24 protein-coding genes and 1 tRNA gene are annotated in these 26134 nt (G+C 70.2%); 9 read left to right on the forward strand and 16 right to left on the reverse strand.

Annotated elements, in window-relative coordinates:
* Positions 1-521 precede the first annotated feature (521 nt).
* On the reverse strand, positions 522-1787 hold the full coding sequence (tyrS, locus tag EUA06_RS13430; protein WP_129476611.1) for a tyrosine--tRNA ligase: 1266 nt from the start codon (positions 1785-1787) through the stop codon (positions 522-524).
* Positions 1788-1860: 73 nt separating this feature from the next.
* On the opposite strand from tyrS, the gene EUA06_RS13435 reads away from it, so the two are divergent.
* Positions 1861-3246, forward strand: a complete 1386-nt coding sequence (locus EUA06_RS13435) for a serine/threonine-protein kinase (RefSeq protein ID WP_129476613.1) — start codon at positions 1861-1863, stop codon at positions 3244-3246.
* Positions 3247-3251: 5 nt separating this feature from the next.
* Here the strand turns inward: EUA06_RS13435 and EUA06_RS13440 are convergent, their stop codons facing one another.
* From EUA06_RS13440 to EUA06_RS13450, 3 genes are read right to left on the reverse strand one after another with little or no spacing between them, the layout of a single operon-like run.
* Positions 3252-3908 carry a response regulator gene (locus EUA06_RS13440; protein WP_207208347.1) on the reverse strand — a complete coding sequence of 219 codons (657 nt, stop codon included), beginning with the start codon at positions 3906-3908 and terminating at the stop codon, positions 3252-3254.
* Positions 3905-5182, reverse strand: coding sequence for a sensor histidine kinase (locus EUA06_RS13445; protein ID WP_129476616.1), 1278 nt, complete (start codon positions 5180-5182; stop codon positions 3905-3907). The genes EUA06_RS13440 and EUA06_RS13445 overlap by 4 nt, the downstream gene beginning before the upstream one ends.
* Positions 5183-5204: 22 nt before the next feature.
* On the reverse strand, positions 5205-5597 hold the full coding sequence (locus EUA06_RS13450; protein ID WP_129476619.1) for a hypothetical protein: 393 nt from the start codon (positions 5595-5597) through the stop codon (positions 5205-5207).
* 153 nt (positions 5598-5750) lie between these two features.
* Between EUA06_RS13450 and EUA06_RS13455 the strand changes: the two genes are divergently transcribed.
* Together EUA06_RS13455 and EUA06_RS13460 are read left to right on the forward strand one after the other, a co-directional pair.
* Positions 5751-7217, forward strand: coding sequence for a serine/threonine-protein kinase (locus EUA06_RS13455; RefSeq protein ID WP_165354390.1), 1467 nt, complete (start codon positions 5751-5753; stop codon positions 7215-7217).
* Between the two features lie 33 nt (positions 7218-7250).
* Positions 7251-7324 (forward strand) — tRNA-Ile (locus EUA06_RS13460).
* Positions 7325-7399: 75 nt separating this feature from the next.
* On the opposite strand, the gene EUA06_RS13465 is transcribed toward EUA06_RS13460, so the two are convergent.
* The 4 genes from EUA06_RS13465 to EUA06_RS13480 form a co-directional block, all read right to left on the reverse strand.
* Positions 7400-8659, reverse strand: a complete 1260-nt coding sequence (locus EUA06_RS13465) for a tyrosine-type recombinase/integrase (protein ID WP_129476625.1) — start codon at positions 8657-8659, stop codon at positions 7400-7402.
* 90 nt (positions 8660-8749) lie between these two features.
* Positions 8750-8959 (reverse strand): helix-turn-helix transcriptional regulator, encoded by a 210-nt coding sequence (locus EUA06_RS13470; RefSeq protein WP_207208348.1) that lies wholly within the window; start codon positions 8957-8959, stop codon positions 8750-8752.
* 98 nt (positions 8960-9057) lie between these two features.
* Positions 9058-11706, reverse strand: a complete 2649-nt coding sequence (gene mobF, locus EUA06_RS13475; protein ID WP_242498151.1) for a MobF family relaxase — start codon at positions 11704-11706, stop codon at positions 9058-9060.
* Between the two features lie 340 nt (positions 11707-12046).
* Complete coding sequence (locus tag EUA06_RS13480) at positions 12047-12451, reverse strand: DUF6281 family protein (protein ID WP_129476629.1); 405 nt, start codon at positions 12449-12451, stop codon at positions 12047-12049.
* Positions 12452-12751: 300 nt separating this feature from the next.
* Here EUA06_RS13480 and EUA06_RS13485 point away from each other — a divergent pair, with 300 nt between their 5' ends.
* The 3 genes from EUA06_RS13485 to EUA06_RS13495 all read left to right on the forward strand — a co-directional run bounded on the left by EUA06_RS13485 (position 12752) and on the right by EUA06_RS13495 (position 14479).
* Entirely contained in the window at positions 12752-13453 is a 702-nt protein-coding gene (locus tag EUA06_RS13485) for a hypothetical protein (RefSeq protein ID WP_129476632.1), read from the forward strand.
* On the forward strand, positions 13450-13938 hold the full coding sequence (locus EUA06_RS13490) for an RNA polymerase sigma factor (RefSeq protein ID WP_165354391.1): 489 nt from the start codon (positions 13450-13452) through the stop codon (positions 13936-13938). Before EUA06_RS13485 ends, EUA06_RS13490 begins: the two co-directional genes overlap by 4 nt.
* A 196-nt stretch (positions 13939-14134) precedes the next feature.
* Positions 14135-14479, forward strand: coding sequence for a DUF6281 family protein (locus tag EUA06_RS13495; RefSeq protein ID WP_277985675.1), 345 nt, complete (start codon positions 14135-14137; stop codon positions 14477-14479).
* A gap of 572 nt (positions 14480-15051) precedes the next feature.
* On the opposite strand, the gene EUA06_RS13500 is transcribed toward EUA06_RS13495, so the two are convergent.
* A complete protein-coding gene (locus tag EUA06_RS13500) occupies positions 15052-16005 on the reverse strand; it encodes a GNAT family N-acetyltransferase (protein ID WP_129476640.1) in 954 nt (317 codons plus the stop codon).
* Positions 16006-16136: 131 nt separating this feature from the next.
* Here EUA06_RS13500 and EUA06_RS13505 point away from each other — a divergent pair, with 131 nt between their 5' ends.
* Positions 16137-17564 (forward strand): DUF1800 domain-containing protein, encoded by a 1428-nt coding sequence (locus EUA06_RS13505; RefSeq protein ID WP_165354392.1) that lies wholly within the window; start codon positions 16137-16139, stop codon positions 17562-17564.
* A gap of 1 nt (position 17565) precedes the next feature.
* Entirely contained in the window at positions 17566-18858 is a 1293-nt protein-coding gene (locus tag EUA06_RS13510) for a DUF1501 domain-containing protein (RefSeq protein WP_129476646.1), read from the forward strand.
* A 4-nt stretch (positions 18859-18862) separates the two neighbouring features.
* On the opposite strand, the gene EUA06_RS13515 is transcribed toward EUA06_RS13510, so the two are convergent.
* Entirely contained in the window at positions 18863-20065 is a 1203-nt protein-coding gene (locus EUA06_RS13515) for a sulfite oxidase (RefSeq protein ID WP_129476649.1), read from the reverse strand.
* 66 nt (positions 20066-20131) lie between these two features.
* Here EUA06_RS13515 and EUA06_RS13520 point away from each other — a divergent pair, with 66 nt between their 5' ends.
* Complete coding sequence (locus tag EUA06_RS13520; RefSeq protein ID WP_129476651.1) at positions 20132-20884, forward strand: PIG-L deacetylase family protein; 753 nt, start codon at positions 20132-20134, stop codon at positions 20882-20884.
* 36 nt (positions 20885-20920) lie between these two features.
* Here EUA06_RS13520 and EUA06_RS13525 read toward each other — a convergent pair whose 3' ends face one another.
* The 6 genes from EUA06_RS13525 to EUA06_RS13550 form a co-directional block, all read right to left on the reverse strand.
* The gene (locus EUA06_RS13525) at positions 20921-21730 is read right to left on the reverse strand and encodes a hypothetical protein (RefSeq protein WP_129476654.1); all 810 of its coding nucleotides are present in this window, start codon (positions 21728-21730) and stop codon (positions 20921-20923) included.
* 94 nt (positions 21731-21824) lie between these two features.
* A complete protein-coding gene (locus EUA06_RS13530) occupies positions 21825-22607 on the reverse strand; it encodes a putative hydro-lyase (RefSeq protein ID WP_129476657.1) in 783 nt (260 codons plus the stop codon).
* Positions 22600-23508, reverse strand: coding sequence for a 5-oxoprolinase subunit C family protein (locus EUA06_RS13535; RefSeq protein ID WP_129476660.1), 909 nt, complete (start codon positions 23506-23508; stop codon positions 22600-22602). The genes EUA06_RS13530 and EUA06_RS13535 overlap by 8 nt, the downstream gene beginning before the upstream one ends.
* Complete coding sequence (locus tag EUA06_RS13540; protein ID WP_129476663.1) at positions 23508-24116, reverse strand: 5-oxoprolinase subunit B family protein; 609 nt, start codon at positions 24114-24116, stop codon at positions 23508-23510. Before EUA06_RS13540 ends, EUA06_RS13535 begins: the two co-directional genes overlap by 1 nt.
* Positions 24113-24892, reverse strand: a complete 780-nt coding sequence (locus EUA06_RS13545) for a LamB/YcsF family protein (RefSeq protein WP_129476666.1) — start codon at positions 24890-24892, stop codon at positions 24113-24115. Before EUA06_RS13545 ends, EUA06_RS13540 begins: the two co-directional genes overlap by 4 nt.
* Positions 24889-26133, reverse strand: a complete 1245-nt coding sequence (locus tag EUA06_RS13550; protein ID WP_129476668.1) for an NRAMP family divalent metal transporter — start codon at positions 26131-26133, stop codon at positions 24889-24891. The genes EUA06_RS13545 and EUA06_RS13550 overlap by 4 nt, the downstream gene beginning before the upstream one ends.
* Position 26134 lies beyond the last annotated feature (1 nt).

A 26134-nucleotide genomic window follows, 5' to 3' on the forward strand; every position in this document is an offset into this window, starting at 1 on the left:
ACATCCCCCGACAAAAAACGAAACTGACATGTTGTCAGAATCATTGTCAAAGAAACCATCAACACCAACCGCAACCCAAAGGCCACAAACCAGTGTCGACAGGGCATTACAAACTAATTCGTCGACTAATCAAACACACTGTTGAGTTCTCAAAAATCAGACGCACCCACATCGCGATCCGGTGAGGATCTCGGTTGCGTGAGGCAACTGGTGAAACTTAGCGAGCGACTTTCTGTCGTGGCAAATCCTCGACTGTTTCGCTCTGACCCGGTGGTGTCACCGTGACCGATGACCGCTTCGGGTTGTCCTGCCCGGGGCCGGGAACCCGACCTGACCGGTCTTGTTCCCCGCCGCTCCCTGGCGACGAAGAGAACAGTATGCGTACTCAGGACAGCGCGCAAATCGAGATGGTGTGACCGCGGGCACACTGACGTTTTCGCAGGTCAGAGGCGGGTTGTGACAGGTGGGGCGCGTGGCGGGGCGTGTCGCGGCCCCCACCACGCACCCACCGCATGCCGCGGTCAGCCGACCTGGATGCCGGCGAAGTTCTTCTTCCCGCGGCGCAGCACGAGCCACGAGCCCGCCACCAGGTCGGCCTCGGTCGGGCGGAGCTCGGGGTCCTCGACGCGCACGTTGTTGAGGTAGGCCCCACCCTCCGCGACCGTCCGTCGGGCGTCGCCCTTGCTCTTCACCAGGCCAGCGGCGACGAGCAGGTCGACGATCCCGGGCAGCTCGCCGGCGGGAAGCGTCGTACCCCCGGCCTCCCTCAGGGCGGCAGCGAGCGTGTCGGGCTTGATCGACGACAGGTCTCCCCCGCCGAACAGGGCCGCCGCGGCCGCCTTGGCCTGCTCCACCTCGTGCTCGCCGTGCACCAGGGCGGTGACCTCGTCGGCGAGACGCTTCTGGCCGGCGCGCAGGAACGGCTTCTCGGCCGTCTGCTGCTCGAGCTCCTCGATCTCCTCGCGGGAGAGGAATGTGAAGATCCGCAGCAGCTCGCCGACCTTCTCGTCCTCGACGTTGAGCCAGAACTGGTGGAAGGCGTAGGGCGACATCATCTCGGCGTCCAGCCACAGGGCTCCGCCCTCGGTCTTGCCGTACTTCGTTCCGTCGGCCTTGGTGATCAGCGGAGTCGCGAAGGCGTACGCGTGGGCGCCCTCGACCCGGCGCACCAGCTCGGCACCGCCGGTGATGTTGCCCCACTGGTCGGACCCGCCGTACTGGAGCACCACGCCGTGCTCGCGGAAGAGGTTGAGGAAGTCCATCGACTGGAGCAGCACGTAGGAGAACTCCGTGTAGCTGATCCCCGACTCGAGCCGGCGCTTGACCGTCTCGCGCGCGAGCATCCGGTTGACCGGGAAGTGCTTGCCGATGTCGCGCAGGAAGTCGATCACCGACAGCGAGGCGGTCCAGTCGTAGTTGTTGACCGTCGTCGCGGCGTTGTCCCCGTCGAAGGAGACGAACCGCGAGACCTGCTGCCGGACCCGCTCGGTCCACTCCTTGACGGTGTCGAGCGAGTTGAGGACGCGCTCGCCGGAGTCCCGCGGGTCACCGATCATGCCGGTGGCGCCACCGACGAGGATGTACGGCGTGTGGCCGGCGTCCTGCAGCCGCCGGGCCGTCACCAGCTGGACGAGGTTGCCCATGTGCAGGCTCGGCGCCGTCGGGTCGAAGCCCACATAGAACTTGACGCTCCCCTCGCCCAGCGCCGCGCGGAGCGCGTCGCGGTCGGTGGAGTGCGCGATGAGGCCGCGCCACTCCAGCTCGTCGAGGACATTCGGGGTCGTCACGTGGATTCCTTCGGGTGGGGTCGGGCTGGTGGTCGGTGACTAGCCTAGGGCGAGCAGGCAGGAAGGACGGCACGTGATCGCAGGCAGGTACAGGCTCGAGCGAGAGATCGGTCGAGGGGGCTCCGGCACGGTGCACCTCGCACGCGACGAGGTCCTCGGACGGCAGGTGGCGATCAAGCGCATCGGCATGCTCACCGGCTCCGACGACGTCGAGCGCGAGCGCGCGGAGCGGGAAGCCCGCCTGGCCGCCGCGTTGAACCACCCCCACGTCGTGTCGGTGTTCGACCTCGTCGACGAGGAGGACGTCCGCTGGCTGGTGATGGAGTACGTCGACGGCGAGACGCTGAACGAGAAGGTGCGGCGTACGGGACCGCTCGCGGCCGACGACGCAGCCAGGCTGCTCGGCCAGACGGCAGACGCCCTGGTCGAGGCCCACGCCAACGGGATCGTCCACCGCGACGTGAAGCCCAGCAACATCCTCATCGCCGACGGCGGCGCCAAGCTCAACGACTTCGGGATCGCCCGCTCCGAGAACGACGCCTCGCTCACGCAGACGGGCCTGGTCACCGGTTCCCCGGCCTACCTCGCACCGGAGGTCGCCAGCGGCTCGTCGGCCTCGCCTGCGAGCGACGTGTGGTCGCTGGGTGCCACGCTCTTCCATGCGGTCACCGGCAAGCCGCCCTACGACGTCGGCGACAACCTGATCGGTGCGCTCTACAAGATCGTGCACGAGGACCCGCCGCGACTGGACCCGGAGCACCGGGTGGCCGGGCTGCTGACGGTGATGATGACGCACGACCCGGACCAGCGGTGGTCGATGCAGCAGGTGCGCGACGACCTGGTCCGGATCTCGCGCGGGGAGCCGTCCCGGGCGAGCGCCGCCGCCACACCGGCCGCACCGGTCCCGGACCGCGAGCGGACCGGAACGATCCCCGCGGTGCGCCCGGCTCCCCTGCCGCGGGCCGCGCGACCGCGCCGTCGGCACTGGGGCTGGATCGCGGTCGCTGGGGTGGCGGCCGTCGCAGCGATCATGACGGCGTACGTCCTGGCCGGGCGAGGCACGCCCGAGGCCGCGCCCGACGACTCGACGAACTCCTCGCAGACGAGCGCCAGCGAGACGCCGGACGACAGTGCCACCGAGCCGACGGCCGACGAGCTGCGTCAGCAGATGGACGACTTCATCGCGTCCTACCTCGACACCGTCACCACGGACCCCGAGGCGGCCTTCCAGCAGCTGACCCCCGCCTTCCAGGAGGCGAGCGGTGACTACGAGGGCTACATCGGGTGGTGGAGCAAGGTCCGGTCGGCCGAGCTGGAGAGTGTCGAGAGCAACCCCGCGGACCAGACGGTCGCCTACACGGTGACCTACCAGATGAAGTCGGGCGCTCAGAGCACCCAGCGGATCCGGCTCCAGCTGCAGCGTGACGGCGACGACTACCTGATCGCCAACGAGGTCTGAGACACCTACGCGTGGTCGAGCCCGTGGCGCTCGACCCACAACGCGGCCTGCGTGCGGTCGGCGACGCCGATCCGCTGGTAGGCGGACGTCAGGTGCGCCTTCACCGTGCGCTCGGTGATGCCCAGCCGACCGGCGATCTGCTTGTTGAGCAGCCCCTCGACCACCAGCCGCAGCACCTCGACCTCGCGCGGTGACAGGCCGGACGACGCCCACGAGGGCGCCTGCTGCTCCCCCGCGCCGGTGGCCCTCGACAGCAATCGGCGCGCGGCCCGCGGGTCGAGCGGCGACTCACCCCGTGCCACCGCGCGGATGCCGTCGAGGAGCGTGTCGGGCTCGGCGTCCTTGAGCAGGTAGCCGACGGCGCCTGCCTCGATGGCAGCGTCGATGCGGGCATGGTCGGAGAACGACGTCAGCACCAGCACCTCGGTGCCCGTCTGCGCCTCCACGATCGCGCGGGTCGCCTCGACGCCGTCGAGCACCGGCATCTGGAGGTCCATCACCGCCACGTCCGGGCGGTGCTCGAGGACCAGCGCGACCGCTTCACTGCCGTCCTTGGCGACGCCGACGACCTCGAGGTCGTCGGTCGACTCGAGGAGCCCGGCGAGGCCACGGCGTACGACGGCGTGGTCGTCGGCCAGCACCACGCGGATCATCCGGGTCATCCGAGCGGCACCTCCACCCGGACGATCGTGCCCGAGCCGGGGGCCGACTCCACCTCCATGGTGCCGCGGTGCTCGCGCACCAGGCTCTCCGCAGCGCGCAACCCGAAGTGCGCGTCGGCCGGCGTGGCACCGGGGTCGAAGCCGATCCCGTCGTCGACGACCTCGAGCACCAGGTGGTCGTCCTCGCGTCGCACGGTCAGCGACATCCGGGTCGCGCGGGCGTGGCGCGCCACGTTGCGCACCGACTCCTGCGCCAGCCGCCAGACGAGGGCGACCGCGGCACCGGACGCGTCCTCGTCGCCGCTGACGTCCACGTCGACGCGTACTCCTGCGCCGACCAGCGGGGCGACGAGGTCCTGCACGGCTGCGGCCAGGCCGGCGGTGTGCAGGTCGGGCGGGTAGATCTCGACGAGCAGGGAGCGCAGCGAGCGCATGCTCACCCGCAGCGAGCGACCGACCTCCTCGAGGTCGGTCGACATCTCCGCGTCGCTCCGGGCGGCGAGCGTGGACAGTGCCAGCGAGGAGCCGGCCAGGTCTTGGACGACGCCGTCGTGCAGGTCACGGGCGATGCGCAGGCGCTCCGCGTCGGAGGCGCGGACGGCCGACTCGAGCAGCCGCTCGCGCTCGCGCGCCGCCCGGGAGAGCCGACGCGTCAGCAGCAGCATGAGCGGCGTCGTCAGCAGCACCAGCGCGGCGAGGGCACCGATGGTGATCGGGAGGAAGCGGTCGAGGACGGCTGCGCGTTGCTCACCCAGCTCGTCGGCGGTGAAGTAGGCCTCGAAGAGGAGCGGCTCCCGCTCCGGCGACCAGACGCGCGTGTAGACCTCGAGGAGGTCGCCACCGAGAGCGCGTTCGTAGCGGTTCTCGGGGCGGGTGAGGTCGGAGATCTCGGCGTCGGTGCCGCCGTCCTCGATCACCTCGAGCTCGTCGTCGCCGAGGGGGTAGGCGGCACCGATCAGCTCGGTGCGGTCGCTGTAGAGGATGGTGCCGTCGGCCGCCCAGATCTTGATCCGGCGTACGTCGCCCACGAGCAGGCGGTCCAGGACCGTGCGGTCGAGCCGGTCGATGGCCGCCGCGTCGCCGTCGACCAGGCCCTCGGGGATCGCCGGCTGGGCGACGGAGCGGCCGAGCACCTGGGTGAGGGCCCGCGCGTCGGCGACGGCCTCCTCGTCGGCGGCGTCGCGGCTCAGCGCGCCGGTGACGAGGACGACGACCAGGAGCGTGACGAATCCCGTGGCCAGGAACTGCGCCACGGGATTCGTCAGCCAACGCATGGGGTGTGCTCCTCCGATGAGGTCAGTAGTTGACCACACCTCGGCACACCTGGCCGTCGCGCACGGCCCTGAAGGCGACCGCGTCGGTGCCGGCGAGGTCGACGATCTTGCGCTCGACCTCGAACGAGCCGCTGCGGGCCGTCGTGGTGGCCGTGCCGCGGTCGCTGACCGAGCCGTTGTGGCGGATGGTCCAGCGCCACTGCTGGCCGGCGACGTTGCTGTCGATCTCCCCCTCGACCTCGAGGCGGCCGTCGTCGGTCTTGACCTTGAGCTTCCAGTCGGCGCCGGCGCTGCAGCTGCCGGTGCGGATGACGCGGTCGTCGTCGCCACCTCCGGCAGAGGCGGGGGTCGCGCCGATGGTGGCCGCGAGGGACGCGAGCGCGAGGGTGGCGGTGATGGTCGTGATGCGGTTCATGGGTCCTCCTCAGTAGGTGGTCCCAGCCTTCCCGGACACGGCCGGTGCCGCGAGATGTCCGATGGTGCTAGTACCCACCTCAGGTCCCAACGGGTGTGAGCAGCGCCCGGACCCCCGGCTAGCGTGGAGCGCGGTCCAGCGAAAGGGGCTCGCGTGATCGCAGGCAGGTACACCCTCGACCGGGAGATCGGCAGGGGCGGCGCCGGCATCGTGCACCTCGCCCACGACGAGGTGCTCGGGCGGACGGTCGCCATCAAGCGGATCGGTCTCCTGCCCGGCACCACGGACCGGGACATCGAGCGCGCCCAGCGGGAGGCCCGGATCGCCGCGGGCATCACCCACCCGCACGTGGTGTCGATCCTCGACCTCGTCAAGGACGTCGACTGCTACTGGCTGGTGATGGAGCACGTCCGGGGCCGCACGCTGGCGGAGGTCGTCCGGGCCGATGGCGCCCTCGGCGCCGAGCGGGCTGCCGGGATCCTCGCCCAGGCCGCCGACGCGCTCGTGCAGGCCAACCGGGCCGGCATCGTCCACCGCGACGTCAAGCCCAGCAACATCATGGTCGGCGACGACGACCACGCGAAGCTCGGGGACTTCGGCATCGCCCGCAGCGCCAGCGACTCGGCCCTGACGGTGACCGGCGAGGTCACGGGATCGCCCGCCTACCTCGCACCCGAGGTCGCGTCCGGCTCCCCCGCGACGCCGGCGAGCGACGTGTGGTCGCTCGGGGCCACGCTCTACCACGCCGTCAAGGGGCGAGCGCCGTACGACGTCGGCGGCAACGTCATGGGCGGGCTCTACCGGATCGTCCACGACGAGCCGCCGCGCCTGCCGACCGACCACCCCCTCGCCGGGGTGCTGGCCCACACGATGGTCAAGGACCCCGACGAGCGGTGGTCCGCGGAGCAGGTCCGCGACGAGCTGCGTCGCATCGTCCGGGGACCGCAGGTCGCGGACGACACGACGCGGATGGAGACCGTGCCCGTGGAACCGGTGCCGGCAGCGACTCCCCCGGCGGCCACTCCCCCGGCCGCCGTTCCTCCGGCCGCCGTTCCCCCGGTCGGACGATCCGACGAGCGTGAGCCCCGTCGCGCACCGCTCGGCTGGATCGCGGCCGCCGCGGTCCTCGTGCTGCTGGCGGCCCTCGGGACGTGGCTGCTCTGGCCGGGCGACGGACAGCAGCCCGAGTCGTCCGACACCAGCACCCAGCAGTCGGAGGAGCCGTCTGAGCAGCCGTCGGAGGAGCCGTCGTCCACCGAGCCGTCGGAGACCGCCTCGGAGGAGCCGACCACCGACCCCAGCCCGTCCCCGAGCGGCACGCGTGCGGAGGTGCAGGCCTTCCTGCAGGACTACTTCTCGCTCGTGACCTCCGACCCCGAGTCGTCGTACGCCATGCTCACGCCGGAGTTCCAGGAGGCGAGCGGCGGCTACGAGGGCTACTCGGGGTTCTGGAGCACGATCCGCTCGGCGAGCCCGTCCGGCATCAGCGTGGACCCGGAGTCGCTGACGGTGTCGTACACGATCGACTACGTCACCACCTCGGGCCGTACGACGACCTCCCAGGGGCGGCTGCAGCTCGCCCGGCAAGGCGAGGGCTACCTGATCGCCGGTGAGGGCTGACGGGTCGGCGGTGCCCGATAGGGTGCGCCGCGAGGGGCGGTAGCTCAGTCGGTCAGAGCAGAGGACTCATAATCCTTGGGTCGTGGGTTCGAGCCCCACCCGCCCCACTCGGCAAGCGTGTGACGTGCGGAAACCCGATCCTGTCTCGACTCGCCCTCGGGCCGGGTGTCCTGATTCCCCACTTATTCCCCACTTTCAGACGTTTCGAAGTCGGGAAGCACCATGATTGAGGCGGCTCGTGTCGGCGGGGTTGTGCGACCGAGGTAGTGCGCGGTGACGTTCAGGTCGCTGTGGCCGAGCTGAGCCCCGATCTCGGCGAGCGGTGCGCCGGCCTGGTCCATCCAGGTCGCCACCGTCCTTCGGAACGAGTGTGAGCCCGCCCAGCGGGCGTCGGCTTCCGTGAGCACCTTTCGGATCGCCCTGAGGACGTTCTGACGGTCGCGGGGCTTGCCGAGGATGTTGGCTCCCTTTCGGCTGATCGAGAACCTGGTCGTGCCGAACACTTGCCCCTCAGTGCCGAAGTGGCCAGCTCTGATCCGGAGTCGTTCGGTCAGGGCGTCGCTCAGCGCGAGTACGCGGTCGGCTTGTCGTGTCTTGGTGCCTCGGACCCGCACGCGCTGGGCGTCAAGGTCGACGTCAGCCCATGCGGTGTGTCGGAGCGCCTCCGAGATGCGGGCACCTGTCCCGAAGAGGAACGCGACGAGGTCGCCGATGTCAGCGCTGGAGGCGTCGGCGGCACACTGGACGCGTTTCATCTCCTCGATGGTGAACGCGCGTCGGGTGTCGAGGTGTCGACCTCCGCAGTTGCCGTCGCAGTCCTCGGGGTCCCGGCATGACCGATCGCCGGCGGTGCCTGGCGCCGCGACAGGCAGCTCGACCCGACGCATCACGCTTGCCGGGATCGCATCGACGCGTTCGGCGAGCGTGAGGATGCCGCCTAAGACCTTGCGCGACTGCAGGGCGGCGACGTTGCCACGCGTGTTGGCGATCTCGGTGAGCCAATGCTCGATGACGGCAATCGAGTTTACCTGAGACACGGTCAGCGCCGCGATGGCGGAACCCTTGATGACCCGGCCGACGTAGCCCTCGTAGTCAGCGATCGTGACGGGCGCCAACGCACCCCCACCGCGCTTGCGCTGATTGCGCTTGCGGGTCAACCAGATCTCCGCGGCGGCATCGACCCGGGTCTCGTTGTTGAGCTCGGCGGTCCCTCCGGCGTGATCCCTCTCCGCGGCGGCGACCTTGGCACGGAGGGCCCGGGTCGCAGCGGCTCGCGAACTCCCAGCCGCGGTCGCCTCACGGCGGACGTTTCGCCGGTCCTTGTAGTAGCCGCGCGCTCGGAACTGCCCAGGACTGGTCGGGTGAGGACTGAGAGTGATGCGTCCCAGCTCGTACGGCGGGGTGGTCGGTCGCGGCACGGTCATCGTCTCCTGAGTGGGCAACAGTTCAAGGGTGCGAGCCGGTGAGAGTGCGTCAACTTCGCCTCGATGAATCTGTGGACAAGCGGTGCCGCATCGCCGTTGTGGATAAGTTCAGCCGACCTCGACGTAGTGGGTGTCCTCGTAAGCGATGACGTCCGCGTAGCGGTAGGCAACTCGGCTGCCAAGCTTGATGTAGCTGATGCCCTCGCCGTGGGCTCGCAGGTTGGCCAGATGTCCAGCGGTCACGGCCCACCGATCGGCGAGCTCGGCTGCCGTCAGGAGGTCTCGGTGCGGCTCTGCGTTGCGGTGGATGGGGTTCACGGTTTGGTCCTTGTCATCTCGAGCGCGAGACGCTCATCTCGGATCAGGACAAGCAACAGCGAGCGAGTGATTTCGGACCGTGCGTGATCATGTGTCGGTCACCTGCCGAGTCCTGGGAACGTGACCCTCGAACGCCCGGGCGCGTGGTCGGCACCAGCGGCGCGATCTCGGGCGGCGCGCAATACTGCGGCCTGCATTGCGACGGAATGCGAGCGCGCCTGGCTGCCGTAGCGGTCGATATCGTCGGCTGCTCGCAGGGCAGCGTGCGCTGGTCCGAGGTCTGCGCGGTCGCGGCTGAAGATCTCGATCCATTCAGCGCGTGCGTCGTCGACGGTGTCGGCGACGAGGTGGGCAGTATTGGTGCTTCGGCCTCGGGTCATGCCGACGTAGGCCGAAGCGGCGCTGGTCGTCTCCCCTAGAAGCAGGTGAGCGGTCTCGACGGTTTCTCCTTGAGCGCCGTACGCGGTGGTGGCGTAGGCGAGCTCCACGTGCTGAGCGACGTACTCGTAGGGCAGGGTCCGTTCACCGGCCTGGCCCGTGACGATCAGGCTCCGGTCGGGGTTGCTGGCGATCACGTCCCACCTCTCGCGGTTGGCGACCCCGAGGTCGCGGTCGTTACGGCGGGTGGTGATCCGGTCGCCGACACCAATGAGCTCACCATGCTGCGTCACGAGGTCTCCAAGTCGCTCACCAGTCGCTTGGTGAGCCCGCCGGCGCCTATCACGGATGGCTGCGTTGAGAGCGCCGACCTGGTCGTGGGTGTCCGCCACGATGAGCTGGTCGATGTCGGTTCCGATGCGGGCGAGCGCTGCGGTCCGCTCCACCTCGCTGGAGTGGACGACTACCTGGCCGCAGTGCAACAGGGCGTCGAACACCTCGCCCGGTCGCTCTCCCGTGCGCATCAGCAGGCTGAGGTTGGCGTATGCGGGATCGGTGAACCGGTGCACAGCGTCGAGCTCGAAGCGTGCTCCTGGTGGTGCCCAACGAGCGGCGAGGTCGAGGACGCCTCCACGGCCCACGGCGGGGAGCTGGTGGCGATCCCCGAGCAGCGCGATGGACGCCCGTGCCTGGGCAGCGATTGCGAACACCGCGCGGGCGGTGTCCTGATCGAGCATGCCGGCCTCGTCGACCAGCAACACATCCCCGCGGCGTAGCCGCGCAGCTCGGTCGGGGAAGGACTCGAGTTGGCTCCATCGGCCGTTCTCGTCCCATCGGTATCCGTGCTGGTGTGCGAGCCACGCGGCTGAGAACCCGTCCGCGCCGACCTGTTGCTGCGCGATCTGCGCGGCCTTGAGCGTCGGAGTGACGACGACGAGCCGCCGCCCATCCGCTGCAAGAGCGCGAGCGGCGGCGGAAAGGGTGGTCGTCTTCCCGCTGCCGGCGGCGCCCTCGATCAGCAGAAGCGTCTCCCCCTGACCCGCTAGCGCTGTCACCACCGCCAGCTGTGCATCGTCGAGACCCTCGAGCCACGGTCCCGAGCGGGCACCGGGTGGAGTTCGTTGGGAGCGGGCGGTGATGCACTCGACGAGATCGGCCTCGACGTCTATCACTTTCTGTGAGGTGAGCTGCCGGATGTGGGCTGGAACGTCATCGCGGTCGAGCAGCGGCACGCACCGCGCAAGGGCGCGACCGACGAGGTCGGCGACCAGCTCTCCACGCACGCCGGGCTCGGCGACTATCCCGGTCGAGGCAACGAGCCGTTCGACCTCTCCTCGCACGTCGGCGCTGTTCCATGCCGACCGGCGCGCGCCGAGACGAGACAGCGCTACCTCCGCTACTGCGTCGCGCCGGATCCGCCCGGGCTCGACACCACCAGCGGTCACGCCGTGCTGAGGTGGCTTGAAGCCGAGATCGAACAGCTCGTCGTTCCACCAATCGACCAATTCGCTGCCGTGGGCAGGGACGACCTTGTCCGGTCTGCCCTCGGCCCATGCGCGCCGGTCCCACCCTCGACGCAGCCTCGGGCCTGGTTCCTCTCCGGAATGGTCAGTTCGCCAGGCGGCTTCGTATCGCTCGATGTTGCGCTGGATCTGGGCGGCACGATGGCTGAACGCCGGCGTAAACGGGCGAAGCTCGATGATCTCGCCGGCGTCGTCAAGGGTGTACCCGTTCCTTGCCAACGTCTCGCGAAACTCGGGATCACACGTGATCGCAGCATGCCCGATGCCGTTGATTGCCTCGATGCTGTCCACGACTCCGACCGAGTGCAGTCCCCGCCACTCACCGCGAGCGAAGACGCGGGCATTGAATTGCAGGTGCAGATGTCGGTGCGGGTCGCCAGCGCGCGACGTGTAGTGCCGAACGACCGCCGCCTCGAGTAGTTCGACTGGGACCTGCACCTGCCGGTCACGCGGGCCGACGCGCGTGGTCGCAGTGGCTGTGACGTATCTGACGACCTCCGCTGCGGCACGGTCCATTGCCGCGTCGTACGCCGCCGCGATCTCTCCGTCTAGCGCAGCGGCGATCGACCATGTCTTCGGCCCGTTGACCACGACCTCGACGAATCGCAACGCATTCGCGTTGTGGCGCAGCCGCCCCTTTGGTGTACCAGCGTCGACGTCGTACCCGGCCACCCACTGCTCGTACGCGTCACCGTCCAAGCTCCCCGCAAGGGTCAGGGCGGCGGGTGTAGCCGTGTAGCGCTTGGCCAAACCGGTCCCTTCGACGAGGTAGTAGTCGTCCGCGCGCGAATGGTCGGCTTCGATGTAGGCACGGGCGGCCGCGGCTGCGCCGCGGTAGAACTTCACGCCTCCGTGCACCGACCCCACCCGCTCGCCTCGTGTCGGCACGTAGATGAAGTTCGAACCGCCCACCGGGGACGGACCGACTACGGAACTCCGTAGCATGCGTGCCGTCTGTGAAAGCGTCGAAGTTGCGGGCAATTCGGGCACGCATAGACGAGCTCGACAGGTATTTCGTGATCCGGGGGTGCAAGGGGCCGGTCCTTCGGGGCTGTGTCCTGCGCAAGAGGTTCATCGCGTGATCGCTGGTAAAGAGACGAGCTGACCTCGAGCAACTGACCCCGCGGCGACCTCGTGGAGTCATCCCTGGACCACCCGAACGTCCGGACTGCCGATGTGCGGTCCTCTAGGTGCGCTTGGGCATCTTGACGTCTGCGCGCTCCATGTAGTCCGCCAGACCAGTGTCCGAGCCCTCCGTCGGCTTCACCGTGACGATGTAGGCGAAGCCGTCACCTGCGGCATTGGTGAGCACGATCGCCTGCGTGGGAGGGACGCCAGGGAACGCGAACACTTGTCGGTCAGTCGGTTTGACGCAGGCGGGGTCCTCGCCACGACACGGATCCATGCTGCCTGTGCCAACTTCCCTCCCAACCCGGACGGACTCAACGACCTGCGTCGGTGCCATGAAGTACTTGCGGTCCTTGAAGTCGAACAGGCTTACGCAGTCGCCGCCTGACGCCGCGGTGCATTGACGCGTCGAGCAACCCGTCACCGAACTGACGAGGACGACACTCAGCACGGCGAACACCATGCGGATCAACGTCCCCCTCGCCGCCGCGACTCTCACAGCATTCATGATGATGGACACCGGCCCGTTAGGGGTGCGATGTGATCGAAGTGCAACGTCCGGATCTGCTGCGTTGAGGGCGGCCACGCTCGCCCGGATCTGCCGCACTCCGAGCGAGCTCATCGCGGCAGAGGCGGACGTCTAGGAGCGCACAAATCGGATCGGCCACCTCGTCGATGGAGCTTTCTCGACTTTGCTCAGGACACTTTGCGCGGGACCGGACATGTACGGGATAGAACATGACGGCAAGCAATGGAGGACCCCGTGCGCTCTCTCGAAGACATACTGAACGAGTCAGCACCTGACACCGGCCGCGGCAGCGAACCGATGACCGCAGCGCTCGACGATCTCGTCGAGGCCACCCGTGACGCCGCCAGGAGCGGCTCTCGCACGCCTGTCGCTCGCAGGCGACCCCGGCGCGCCATCCTCGCCGCGTCCGCCGCCACTGTCGTTCTCTTCGGCGGAGGAGCCGCAGCCGCTGTCTCAGGCTCCATCTTCGGGAACTGGGACGCCCCTTGGGCGGACGACCCGGCAGGAACGTTGTCATTCACGCTTCCTAGCGGGGGTGTGTGTGAACAGCGCATCGGCGACCTCAAAGTCGCCAACCCCGAGGCCAACGAGATGGTGCACGACTGGCTGAACCACCACACCCTGAACGAGATCGCCGACATCAACGCCGCCATCGCCACCACCCGCGCGGAAGGGCCGCAAACCTGGCAGTTCGACGGAGACACAGGGGTGCGCCCCGACGTCACCTTCGGCTATGGCACCGCCAACTACGACCCCGACTATGAATACGTCACCGCCATGCAACAGGCCACCTACGATGCCGTGCACACCAAGTTGCTGGACGAGGGCTACACCGACTACGCGGACTACAACCTCTCGTGGGAAGGCGAACTGCGGTGCACCGGGGACAATCCCTACCCCAACATCCCGCAGTTCCTCCGGGAGTCCGAGAAGTGACCGACCGCACAACAAAGGTCCTCACCGAGAACGCCGACGACCTACTGCGCTATTTCCGACGGCGAGTCGGCAGCGATGACGCACCTGACCTGCTTGCAGACACGCTTATGACCGCTTGGCGTCGAGCACCTGCGCTCCCACAGGACCCCGGTGAGGCCCGCGCCTGGCTGTTCGGCATCGCGCACAAGACGCTTCTGAACCACCGACGCGGCATCCAACGACGCACTCGCCTTGCGGACCGGGTCCGGACGCTCGTCGCCACCGCCGACGTTGCACCGGCAGCCGACGCGGGACTGGACGTGAGGGCCGCCATCAACGCGCTCGACCCCAAGCACGCAGAGATTGTGCGCCTCGTCCACTGGGAAGGCTTCACACTGGCGCATGTGGCCGACATCCTCAACCAGCCCGCATCAACCGTTCGGAATCACTATCAACAGGCCAAGCAACAACTTCGCGAGGCGCTGCAAGCAGCCGCGACCTGCTAGCCAGCAACGGCTCACATGCTCGTGCGCCCGACGCGGCCACATCCGGATCTCGGCAGATTCGATCCGCGCACCGCCAGCGGCAGATCCGGGCGTTGTCCAAGGGGAGCGAACCGCATGTCGGGGGCGTCATAGCAACGTGGACTTGCGACAGACTGACCGGATGAGGTGTCTGCTGCTCAGTCTCGCACTGGTCGCTATGACGGCTTGCTCAGAAACCGGTCCTCAGTCATCGGCTGACTGCGCATCGCAGATCCGATTGGACGGTGTCGTGTACACCTCGCAGGGCACATCGAGTCACGAGGCCGAACGCCACGTCGAAGCGGACGAGGCTGAGTGTGATGACACGGGAAGAGATGCCCGGGGTTCTGTGTTCGCCGACAGCCCGAGCCGGGTGCGCACATGGGTCTTCGCGGGGTACCCGCCCAAGGAAGTCCTCGGCGTCCAGTACGGCAAGAGCTCTTTCGGAGTCTTCGTTGCGGACACGGTCGCACCGGATGAGCAGGAACGCATCTACGCCGACCTGTCCGGCGACAAGCACTGAAGCACTCATCTCGGCAGATCCGGACGAGCTGGTCGCGGCAGACCTGGACGTTGCACGAGGCAACGCCCGAACTAGCAACGAATCGGCGCTGGGTGAACGAGTTGCGACGCATCGACCCCAAGGAGGAACCGGCCGCGGTGCTAGCGTCGCAGCGAGACTGCATCGCGGCGGGAGGACAAGGAGATGACGACGGTGTTGGTGTTGCTCGCCTTCGTCACCGTGGTCGGTGTCCTCGCTGCGCTCAACAGCGGGCGCACACGCGGTCGCGGGTGTTGTGCGCCGGCCGATCCGGCATCAGACCTGCGGATGCGCGATCCGCAAGAGCGTTAGTTGCTTCTCGTCGAGGGACCGCTGCTGCGCGAGCCCTGCGGGTGAGAAGTGGGAGGGCTTCACTCCCCACTTATTCCCCACTGTGCGGTGAACTGGGGGGTTCTGCGGTGACGTCGGCTCGAGCAGAATCACCCGTTCTGAGCGTGAAAGCGCCGATAGTGAGGCCGCGTGATCGGGCCCAGACCTCTTCCTTGGGTCGTGGGTTCGAGCCCCACCCGCCCTACTCAGTGCGAATTCTCGACTCAGATCGCCGCTTCCATCTCGTGCATGTGCTCGACCACGCGGAAGCCGAGGGCGGTGTTGGTGTGGTGCATCGCGGCGTTCGAGGGCGCGGTCCAGGTGTGGACGACACGGACGTCGCCAGTCAGGTCGGCGTAGTTGACGGTCTTGAGGGCCGCGCCGAGGCGGTGGCCGCGGTGGTCGGGCATCACGAGGGTGTCGTCCTGCCAGCCGTAGGCCTCTCCGTGCGGGACGAACAGCAGCGAGTAGCCGCCGAACTCACCGTCCGAGCGCCGTCGGGCGGCGGCCACGCGGACGTCGTAAGACCGCATCAACCGCTCCTCCGACGACGCGAGCCGGGCGTCGTCGAGGACCACGGGCTCGAGGTCGAGCTCGCCGAGCGGCACGTCGGCGTTCATCTGGTTGCGCATCGCCAGGTAGGCGGGGCGGTGCTCGTCGGGGCAGCGACCGCGCCACGTGACCACGTCGTACGCCGGATCGGCGGGCGCCGCCGTGACCGGGAGGTCGAGCAGCAGGTGGTCCTCGCGGTGCTTCTCCACCGCTCCCACCGCATCCGCGAACTCCAGGCCGGGTCCGCCGTCGACCGGGGCCACCGACACTTCTCCGCCGATCCGCGTGCGTCCGGCCGCGCGAGCCCGGTCGACCACCGCCTCCCACAGCAGCCGGCCGGTCCCCCGCCGACGGCGCTCCGGCAGCACGTTGACCTCGGCCCAGGCCACGTCGAGGTTCTCGGTCAGCGGGAGCTCGAGCTCGGCGACCCCGGCGAGGTCGTCGCCGTCGCGCGCCTCGAGGCGGACGCGGTGGGCGTGCTCGCCCGGCTCGGTGACGGAGACCTCGAACGCGGTGAAGCCCTCCAGCAGCGCGTGCGGGCGGTTCGCGCGCGCCGAGGTCTCCATCACCTCGAACCACGCACGTCGGGCGGCCGGGTCCTGGGCGTCGAGCTCGCGGATGTCCACGTCACCATCCGACACGGGACGCCGTCCCACGGGCAACCCGCTAACGCTCCCGCACGCCGTCCAGACGTGTCACAGTGGTCCGCCTCGGGACTGGGAGGGCCGTCGTGGGCAGAGATCGCGAGAAGCAACCGTTGCTGACACCGTCGCAACGGCACCTCGTCACGCGCTTCGGCTACGGCATCGACGCCACGCTGGCGAACGACGTACGCCGTGCGGGTGGCGCGCAGGCGTGGTTCGAGAAGCAGCTCACCCGGCCGGGCGCGTTCCCGGACAGCGCCGCCGACGAGGTGCGCCGGTGGTGGCCCGACCTCGACCGCAAGCCGGCCGACCTGTGGCAGCGGCAGGTCCAGGAGGTCCGCGGCGGCTGGCAGGTGATGGAGGACTACGGCCGCTGGCTGCTGGTGCGCCGCATCCGTACCCGCCGCCCGGTGCTCGAGAAGATGACCGAGTTCTGGGAGGGCATGCTCCACGTGCCCGTCAGCGGCGACGCCCACTTCACCTGGCGCGCCGACTACGGCGCGACGATCCGCGAGCACGCGCTCGGCCGCTTCGACCAGATGCTCGTCGAGACCACGACCCACCCGGCGATGCTGATCTTCCTGTCGGCGGCCACGTCGACGAAGCGGGCGCCCAACGAGAACCTCGGTCGCGAGCTGCTCGAGCTGCACACCCTCGGCGCGGGCAACTACAGCGAGGACGACGTCAAGGCCTCGGCCCGGATCCTCACCGGCTGGCACGTGGACCTCTGGGAGACGTGGGCCGCGTCCTACGTCAAGGAGGACCACTTCACCGGGACGGTGAAGGTGAAGGGCTTCACGGACAAGAACCGCAAGGGCGACGGTCGCCAGCTGACCAAGGACTACCTGCGCTACCTCGCCCACCACCCGTCCACGGCGCACCACATCGCCGAACGGCTGGCCACCAAGTTCGTCCGCGACGACCCGCCGTCGTCGCTGGTCGACCGGCTGGCGAAGGTCTACCTGAAGAACGACACCGAGATCGTGCCGGTGCTCCGCGCGCTGGTCGCGAGCAAGGAGTTCCGCAAGTCCGCGGGCAGGAAGCTGCGCGACCCGAGCGAGGACGTGGTGGCGACCTACCGCGCCCTCGGCGTCGAGGTCGGCCGGCCCAGCGGCAGCGACTCCGGTGCGATCGCCATGCTCTGGCAGGCGTCCGGGCTCGGGCTGTCCCCCCACGCGTGGCCGCGTCCCGACGGCACCCCGGTGCGCGACGACATCTGGGCCTCGCCCTCACGGGCGCTCGGCTCGATGAGCATGCACTGGTCGATGGCCGGCGGCTGGTGGCCGAGCGTCGACCTCCGCTACCGCAAGCCCGCGGCCTGGGTGCCGGCGAAGAAGCCGATCCGCTTCGCGGACCTCGTCGACGCGGTGAGCCGCGACCTGCTGCACCGCCCCGCGTCGAAGCACCTCCTCGAGACCGCCCGCCTGGCCACCGGCTGCAAGGCCAGGGAGAAGATCGATCGCGAGCACGCCCTCTACCAGTGGGGCTTCCCGCGGCTGCTGGCCGCTGTCCTCGACTCCCCCGACCACCTGGCGTGCTGACATGACCGACACGACGTCCCGATCCCAGTCCCGCACCTGCGGCTGCTCCGACTACGACGAGGCACGCCTCGCCCTCAGCCGCCGCGCCCTCCTCGGCACCGCGCTCGCGGGCGGCGCACTCGCCCTCGGCCCGGGCCTGACGCGCTCGGGTCCGCAGGCGTACGCCGTCACCGGCCGCACCGCGAACCGGCTGTCCTCCCCGCTGGGCTCGGTCCTGGTGCTGCTGTCGCTGCGCGGCGCGGCCGACGGACTGTCGCTCGTCGTGCCCCACGGCGACCCGGCCTACTACGCCGCGCGCCCGAGCATCTCCATCCCGCACGCCTCGCTCCTGGCGCCGGACGCGATGTTCGGCCTGCACCCGGCGCTCGCGCCGCTGGTGCCGATGTGGACCGCCGGGACCCTGGCCGCGGTGCACGCCACCGGCATGCCCACCCCCAACCGCTCCCACTTCGCGGCGATGGAGGCCATCGAGGACGCGGCCCCCGGCTCCACCGAGCGCAACGGCTGGCTCAACCGCCTGCTCGGTGACCTGCCCGGCGCCTCGCCGCTGCAGGGCACGGCGATGGGCAACCAGGTGCCGACCTCCCTCTTCGGGGTCAACCCGGCTTTCGTCGTGGACGACGTGGACCGGGCCGAGGTCGCCGGCACGGACGACGACGGCCGACGGCTGCTCGCGCTCCAGCACGCGTGGAAGGGCAGCGGCCGGATGAACCAGGCGGTCCGCGACGCGATCTCGGGAGCGCAGGGCTTCGGTGTGGCGCGCGACCTGCCGGCGAGCGAGTCCGCCGCGGCGGCGTACCCCGCCACCGATCTCGGCAAGGCCCTCTCCGACGTCTCGCGGATCGTGCGCTCGGGAGTCGGCGCCGAGGTCGTCACCGTCGACCAGGGCGACTGGGACATGCACACCGACCTCGGCACCGTCGAGTGGGGAGAGATGCGGCGCAACGCCGGCGACCTCGCCGGGTCGATCGCTGCCTTCTTCGCCGACCTCGGCCCGTTCGCCGACCGGGTGACGCTCGTGACGCTCAGCGAGTTCGGCCGACGGGTCAAGGAGAACGACAACTACGGCACCGACCACGGCTTCGGCAACGTCATGTTCGTCGCCGGCGCCGGGGTGAGGGGCGGTCGCTACTACGGCTCCTGGCCCGGCCTGACGGACTCGCTGGACGCCGACCTGCTGGTCACCACCGACTACCGCAGCGTCCTGAGCGAGATCGTCACCCGCCGCTTCGGGGTCTCGACCGCCCAGGTCTTCCCGGGCTTCGCGCCGACGCCCGTCGGGGTCATGGCCTGAGCCGTCACGCCACCTGCACCGGGTGGCGTACGACGGCGTCGAAGAAGTAGCCCTGGGTGTTGTACGCCGCCTCGAACGGCTGCGTCCGACCCTGGTCGTCCGTCGCCCGGGCGAGCAGCTCGTGCCGACCCGGTCGCGGGTTGCCCCACCGCACGGACCACTGCGTCCAGCCCTGGTCCTCGCGACCGCGCCGGTCGAGGACGGCGGGCCGCCACGACTCGCCACCGTCGAGGCTGACGGAGACCTTGGAGATCTGGCCGGCACCGCTCCACGAGCGGCCGGTGAGGGTGACCGGTCGGGCCGGCAGCACCTGGTCCCTGGCGAGCTCCCACGCGGAGCGCACCGGGTTGACGGTCAACGGCGGGGAGTCGGCGGGCCACTGCGATCCGGTCATCCGGTAGAAGGTCGTGTTCCACGGCGAGTAGAGCTGCGTCGTCGAGACCTCGAGCGAGCCGAGCCACTTGATGCTGGCGATGCCGACCCAGCCCGGCAGGACGAGCCGCAGCGGGTAGCCGTGGTCGGGCAGCAGGTCCTCGCCGTTCATCCCCCACGCCAGCAGTGCGTCGTCGAGCGCCTTCTCGACGGAGAACGGCCGCCGCACGCGGCCGTAGTCGGTCCCACCGGAGACGAAGGGGTCGTCGAGCCCGCTGGCCTGGATCGACACCGCGTCGGGGGAGATCCCCACCGCCGCCAGCACGTCGCGCAGGCGTACGCCGCTCCACCGCACCGTGCCGACCGCGCCGAGGGTCCACGCCGTGCCGGACACCGACTGCCCCTGCTGCGTCGTGAAGAGGCTGCGGCCGTTGCCGGTGCACTCCACGACCGCGGTCAGGTCGTGGTGCGGCAGGCGCTGCAGGTCGGCGAAGGACAGCGTGAGTGCCTCGGCCTCGGTGCGCGACGTGGAGAGACCGTCGCCGTACACCTTCAGTGCGTAGGTGGACCGGTCGTTCTTCGGCGTCTTCGAGTGGTTGCGCACGAAGAGCCGCGACTGCGGCGTGAGGTAGGCCTTCGGGTCGACCGAGCTCCACAGCATCTCGGCGTTGGTGCCGAAGTCCTTGTACAACGTCGTGGGCGTCGACTTGAGGATCGCCGGGTAGGCGCCGGCGGCAGGTGCGGCGCGCCAGAGCGAGGCCGGAGCGAGGGCGGCGCCACCGACGACGGCAGCGGAGGCGAGGAAGCCACGACGGGTGGGCGCATACGTTGTCATGCGACGACCTTATATGAGCAAGTCGACTGCTTCACTACACAACGCGTCGGGTGCCATGCTCGATGCATGACCGACGACCGTCCCGCTCCCCCGTCCTTCGAGCCCCTTCCCGAGGACTGGGAGACCGCGCTCTTCGTGGTCGCCCACCCCGACGACATCGAGTACGGCGGTGCCGCCGCCGTCGCCCGCTGGACCGGCCAGGGCAAGCGCATCGTCTACTGCATGGTGACGAGCGGCGAGGCAGGCATCGACGGCGTGCACCCCGCCGAGAGCGGCTCGCTGCGCGAGGGCGAGGAGATCGCGTCCGCCCGCGTGGTGGGGGTCGACGAGGTCGAGTTCCTGCGGCTCCCCGACGGCGTCCTGGAGTACGGCGTCGAGCTGCGGCGCGCGATCGCCGCGGTCGTGCGCAAGCACCGCCCGGACATCGCGATGACCATCAACTTCCGCGAGACCTTCGGCGGCACCAACCTCAACCAGGCCGACCACATCGCCGTGGGTCGGGCGCTGCTGGACGCCGTACGCGACGCGGGCAACCGGTGGATCTTCCCCGAGCAGCTCACCGACGGCCTCGAGCCGTGGGGCGGCGTACGCGCCGTCTGGTCGGGCAGCTCGCCGCAGGCGACGCACGCCGTCGACGTCACCGAGACGTTCCAGGCGGGCGTGGCCTCGCTGAAGGAGCACAAGGCCTACATCGACGGGCTCGGGTGGGAGGGCTGGGACCCCGAGGAGTTCCTCGACGGCATCCTCCGCGGCGGCGGCCAGGGGCTCGGCGTCACCCACGCGGCGACGTTCGAGATGTTCCCGCTCGGCTGGGGCTGAGTCGGGGCGGCCGACTCAGCCCCGGGGCTGAGCAGGTCAGCGACCGCGGCGCAGCCGTCGCGGCTTCTTCTCGGTGGGCTCCACGTAGCGGAAGCGCGCCCCGACGAGCGGTGCGGGAGCCGGCGTCGCCGGTGGGGGCGGCGGTGCCTCCTCGACCGCCTCCGGCTCGTCGGGGTCGAACTCCGTCGCAACGGTGGAGAGGTCGTGGTCGGCGAGGATCGCCCGGATCTCGTCGATCATCGCGATGAGCTCGTCGTCCTCCGCCGATGAGACCGACGCGACCAGCGCGTGACGGCCGAGGGCGACCCCGACCAGTGCGCCCTCCTCGAACCGGAGTCGGACGAACCCGGTGGCGTGCTGGTCCTGGAGCGATCGCAGGATCGCCAGCATGCGGGTGCCGGCCTCGGCCAGGTGGTGGAGGTCCTGCCGCTCGCCCACCGCGCCGATGACCCGGGAGCTCGCGGTGATGATCGAGCACCACTCGACACCGTCGACGCGGGACAGCCGCGTCAGGCAGTGCGAGACGGCGGCGGACGTGTCGACCGCTCCCACGACGGTGAAGGTCGGCACCGTGCGCCCGACGAGCGGCATCACGACCGCCCGGAAGGTGCCCTCGCCGGCGGGGGTCCAGGTCACCGCGACGATGAGGTGCTCGGTGCCGAAGGCCTCCATGACCCGGAGGTCACCGGCGTCGACCAGCTCGCCCATACGCCGGGCCAGCCGGCCCGTGTAGGGCAGCGCCGCCGCCAGTGCGCCGGAGAGCCCGTCGTCGCCGACGACCGAGCCGTCGGGGCGGACCAGGAACTGGCCCGCGGCGGGTGTCTCGCTGGAGGGGTTGGCGGTCATGCCGCCAGCCTGACGCAGCGCAGGCGCGCCCACGGCCGTGTAACCCACAGTTCACGTGGCGCGCGGAAGCGTTACGTCACCGCAATGACGCCCCTCACGGGACGAGGTGCTCGCTCTCGCGGATGTCGGTGATCGCCATGTGGCCCGGGGCATGGCCGATGGCCAGTGCCGGACGGGACTGCATGACCGCTGCCTGCGGGGTGACGCCGCAGGCCCAGAAGACCGGCACCTCTCCCGGCCGCACCTCCACCGGGTCCCCGAAGTCGGGGGTGTCGAGGTCGGTGATGCCGAGGTCGGCCGGTGAGCCGATGTGGACCGGCGCCCCGTGGACGGCGGGGTAGCGCGAGGTCACCCGGACCGCCGTGGCCACCTGCGATGCGGGCATCGGACGCATCGACACGACCATCGGGCCCGACAGCGAGCCGGCCGGGCGACAGGCGATGGAGGTGCGGTACATCGGGACGTTGCCGCCCTGCTCCAGGTGGCGCACGGGCACTCCGGCCTCGAGCAGCGCGTCCTCGAACGTGAAGCTGCACCCGATGAGGAACGCCACCATGTCGTCTCGCCAGTGCCCCGTCACGTCGTCGACCTCGGCGACCAGCTCGCCGTGCTCGTAGATGCGGTAGGCAGGGAGGTCGGTGCGCAGGTCGCCCGCGAACCGCTGGCTGCTCACCTCGCCGGGCTCGGTCACGTCGAGGATCGGGCACGGCGCGGGGTTGCGCTGCGCGAACAGCAGGAAGTCGTACGCCAGGTCGCGCGGGACGGCCAGCAGGTTGGCCTGGGTCCAGCCTGCGCACCAGCCGGACGTCGGCACGCGCAGGCCGGCCCGGAACCTCTCGCGGGCCTCGGTGGGCGTGAGGGTGGCGACGTCATTCATCGGGTGCTCCTGGGGTGGGGACGGGGTCGGGCGTAGGGGACGGGACGCGGCGGAAGAGGATGCGCTGACCCGGTCGGACCTGCGCGGCGAGGGGTACGTCGGCAGCGACGACCACCGCGATGACGGGGTATCCACCGGTGACCGGGTGGTCGGCGAGGAACAGGGTCGGCTGGCCAGACGGCGGCACCTGGAGGGCCCCGCAGACCATTCCCTCGCTCGGGAGCTCATCGTCGCGCGCCCGCTCGAGGGGCGGTCCGGACAGGCGCATCCCGACCCGGTTGCTGTCGGCGGTGACCTCGTAGGCGTCGGAGAGCAGGGCCGCCCGCCCGGCGGGCGTGAACCAGTCGGCCCGGGGACCGTCGACGACGCGCAGGGTGACGTCGCCTCCCTCGGGCGGCTGCACGGGCACCACGTCGACGCACGGGTACGTCGTCGCGGCGCGGCCGACCGGCAGCCGGTCACCGGCGGCGAGTGGCTCGGGTCCGACCCCGGACAGGACGTCCGTGGAGCGTGAGCCCAGCACGGGCGGGACCTCGATCCCCCCACGTGCCGCCAGGTAGCTGCGCAGCCCGGTGCTCGGCGGCCCCAGGCGCAGGGTCGCGCCGTCGGGCACCCACACCACGCCGTACGGGCCGTGGACACGACTGTCGACGGTGAGGGGGCAGGGCGCTCCGGTGAGCGTGACCGCCATGCCACCGTGCGCGACCACCTCGAGGCCGCCGAACGTCACCTCGATCGCGGCCGCGGACTCGGCGTTGCCGAGCAGGCGGTTGGCCAGTCGCAGGGCGGGCACGTCCGCAGCCCCCGCATGGCCGACACCGAGGGCTCCGAGGCCGTGACGGCCCAGGTCCTGCACGGTGCTCAGCGGGCCGGGGGTCACCACCTCCAGTGCGGTGTCCATCAGGCCTCCACGAACTGGACCCGGAGGCCCGGCACGAGGAGGGCCGGCGGGTCGCGCTCGAGGTCCCAGGGCTGCACGGAGGTGTGGCCGATCAGCTGCCACCCGCCGGGCGACTCGCGGGGATAGACCCCCGTGAACTCACCGGCCAGCGCGATGGACCGGGCGGGCACCCTGGTGCGCGGGTTGTCACGCCGGGGCACCGTCAACCGGTCGTCGGCCCCCACCAGGTAGCCGAAGCCGGGAGCGAAGCCGCAGAACGCCACCGTCCACTCCTGGGCGGTGTGGGCCTCGACGACGCCCCGCTCCCCCAGCCCGGTCAGCCGCCCGACCTCGGCGAGGTCCTCGCCGTCGTAGGTCACCGGGACCTCGAGGCGACCGGCATCGGGACGGTGCCCCGACCGCGGCTCGACGGCGCGCACGGCCCGGGCGACCCGGGCCGCATCGGTCCGTGCGGGGTCGATCCGCAGGAGCAGTGTGCGCGCGGCCGGCACGAGGTCGACGACGCCGTCGGGCGGGTCGTCGACCAGCTCGGCATAGAGCGCCAGCACGGCGTCCAGGTCGTCGAGCTCCACCAGGAGTCCGGACCCGCCGCACGGGAGCAGCCTCACCCCGCCTCACCACCGACGAAGGGCAGCACCCGCACGCCCGCCTCCTCGAGCCCGCGGCGTACGGCCGTGGCCATCGCCACCGCCCCGGGACTGTCACCGTGCACGCACACGGAGGCGGCGCGCACCGCGACCAGGGAACCGTCGGCAGCGACCACCTCGTCACGGGTGGCGATCCGGACCGTGCGCCCTGCCACGTCGTCGGGGTCGTGCAGCACCGCGTCCGGCTCGCGCCGCAACACCAGGGTGCCCTCGGGCGTGTACGCGCGGTCGGCGAACGCCTCGGGCACGGGGGTCAGGCCGGCCCCCTCGGCCACCGCGAGCCACACGGAGCCGGGCAGGCCCAGGACCGGCAGCGTCGGGTCGTAGCGGCGTACGGCCTCGGCGACCGCCTCGGCCTGCGCCTCGTGGTGGACGATCGCGTTGTAGAGCGCCCCGTGCGGCTTGACGTAGCGGACCTGCGTGCCCGCGACCCGGGCGAAGGCCTCCAGCGCGCCGAGCTGGTAGAGCACGTCGTTGGTCAGGTCGTGGGGCTCGACGTCGATGAAGCGGCGGCCGAAGCCCGCGAGGTCGCGGTAGCCCACCTGCGCGCCTATCACGACACCGCGCTCGGCGGCCCGGGCGCACGTCCGTCGCAGCACGGTCGGGTCGCCGGCGTGGAAGCCGCACGCCACGTTGGCGCTGGTGATCACCTCGAGCAGGGCGTCGTCGTCACCGAGGGTCCAGCTGCCGAACGACTCCCCCAGGTCGGCGTTGAGGTCGATCCGCGGCCCCGTCACAGCAGGTCCGCGATGCCGCCGAGCGAGTTCCACCCGAGGTAGACCGTGAGGACCCACACGAGCGCTCCGACCGCGAGCAGCCACTTCGGGTAGTGGTAGCCGCGGAGCAGGTCGATCCGCCGGGCGGCCACCCAGAGGATGATCGCGAAGCCCACGGGGAGGATGAGCCCGTTGAGCGCGCCGGCGAGGACGAGCAGCGTGACGGGCGCCTTGCCCAGCGCGAGGTAGATCGCTCCCGAGATGACGATGAAGCCGACGGTCACCAGGTTGCGATGCGCCTCGAGCCGACGTGAGAAGCCCGCCAGGAAGGACACCGAGGTGTACGACGCCCCGATCACCGAGGTGATGCTCGCGGCCCAGAGGATGATGCCGAAGACCCGCACGCCGACGTCGCCGAGTGCCGCCTGGAAGGCCGAGGCCGGCGGGTTGTCGACGGCGAGGGTCACGCCACCGGCCACCACGCCGAGCACGGCGAGGAACAGCAGCGTGCGCATCACCCCGGTCACCAGGATGCCGGTCACCGAGCCGCGCGTGATGTCGCGGACGTGCTCGGGACCGGTGATGCCGGAGTCGACCAGCCGGTGGGCGCCGGCGTAGGTGATGTAGCCGCCGACGGTGCCACCGATCAGTGTCGTGATGATCAGGAAGTCGACGTCGTCGGGCAGCACGGTCTGGCGCAGCGCCTCGCCGACCGGCGGGCCGGAGACGACGGCGGCGTAGAGCACCATCGCGATCATCACGACGCCGAGCACCACCACGATCCGGTCCATCGCGACGCCGGCCCGCTTGCTGAGGAAGATCGCGATCGCGATCAGCGCCGAGATCGCACCGCCGATCTTGACGTCGAGCCCGAACATCGCGTTGGTGCCCAGCGCGGTGCCGCCGATGTTGCCGATGTTGAACACGAGCCCGCCGAGGACGACGAGGGCTGCGAGGAAGTAGCCGGCGCCGGGCAGGACCGTGTTGGCCAGCTCCTGGGCCCGCATGCCCGAGACGCCGATGACGCGCCACACGTTGAGCTGGACGGCGATGTCGACGAGGATCGACACGAGGATCGCGAAGGCGAAGGCCGCGCCGAGCTCCGCGGTGAACACGGTGGTCTGGGTGATGAAGCCGGGTCCGATGGCGCTGGTGGCCATCAGGAACATCGCGCCGAGCAACGCGCCCCGCGCTGCGCCCGCCTTCGCGATGACGTCGTGCTTCGCCGTCCCGGTGTCGGTCTGCCTGGTCTCGTCGGTCATG

The organism is Nocardioides glacieisoli, assembly GCF_004137245.1.
In the GTDB taxonomy this organism is placed as follows: domain Bacteria; phylum Actinomycetota; class Actinomycetes; order Propionibacteriales; family Nocardioidaceae; genus Nocardioides; species Nocardioides glacieisoli.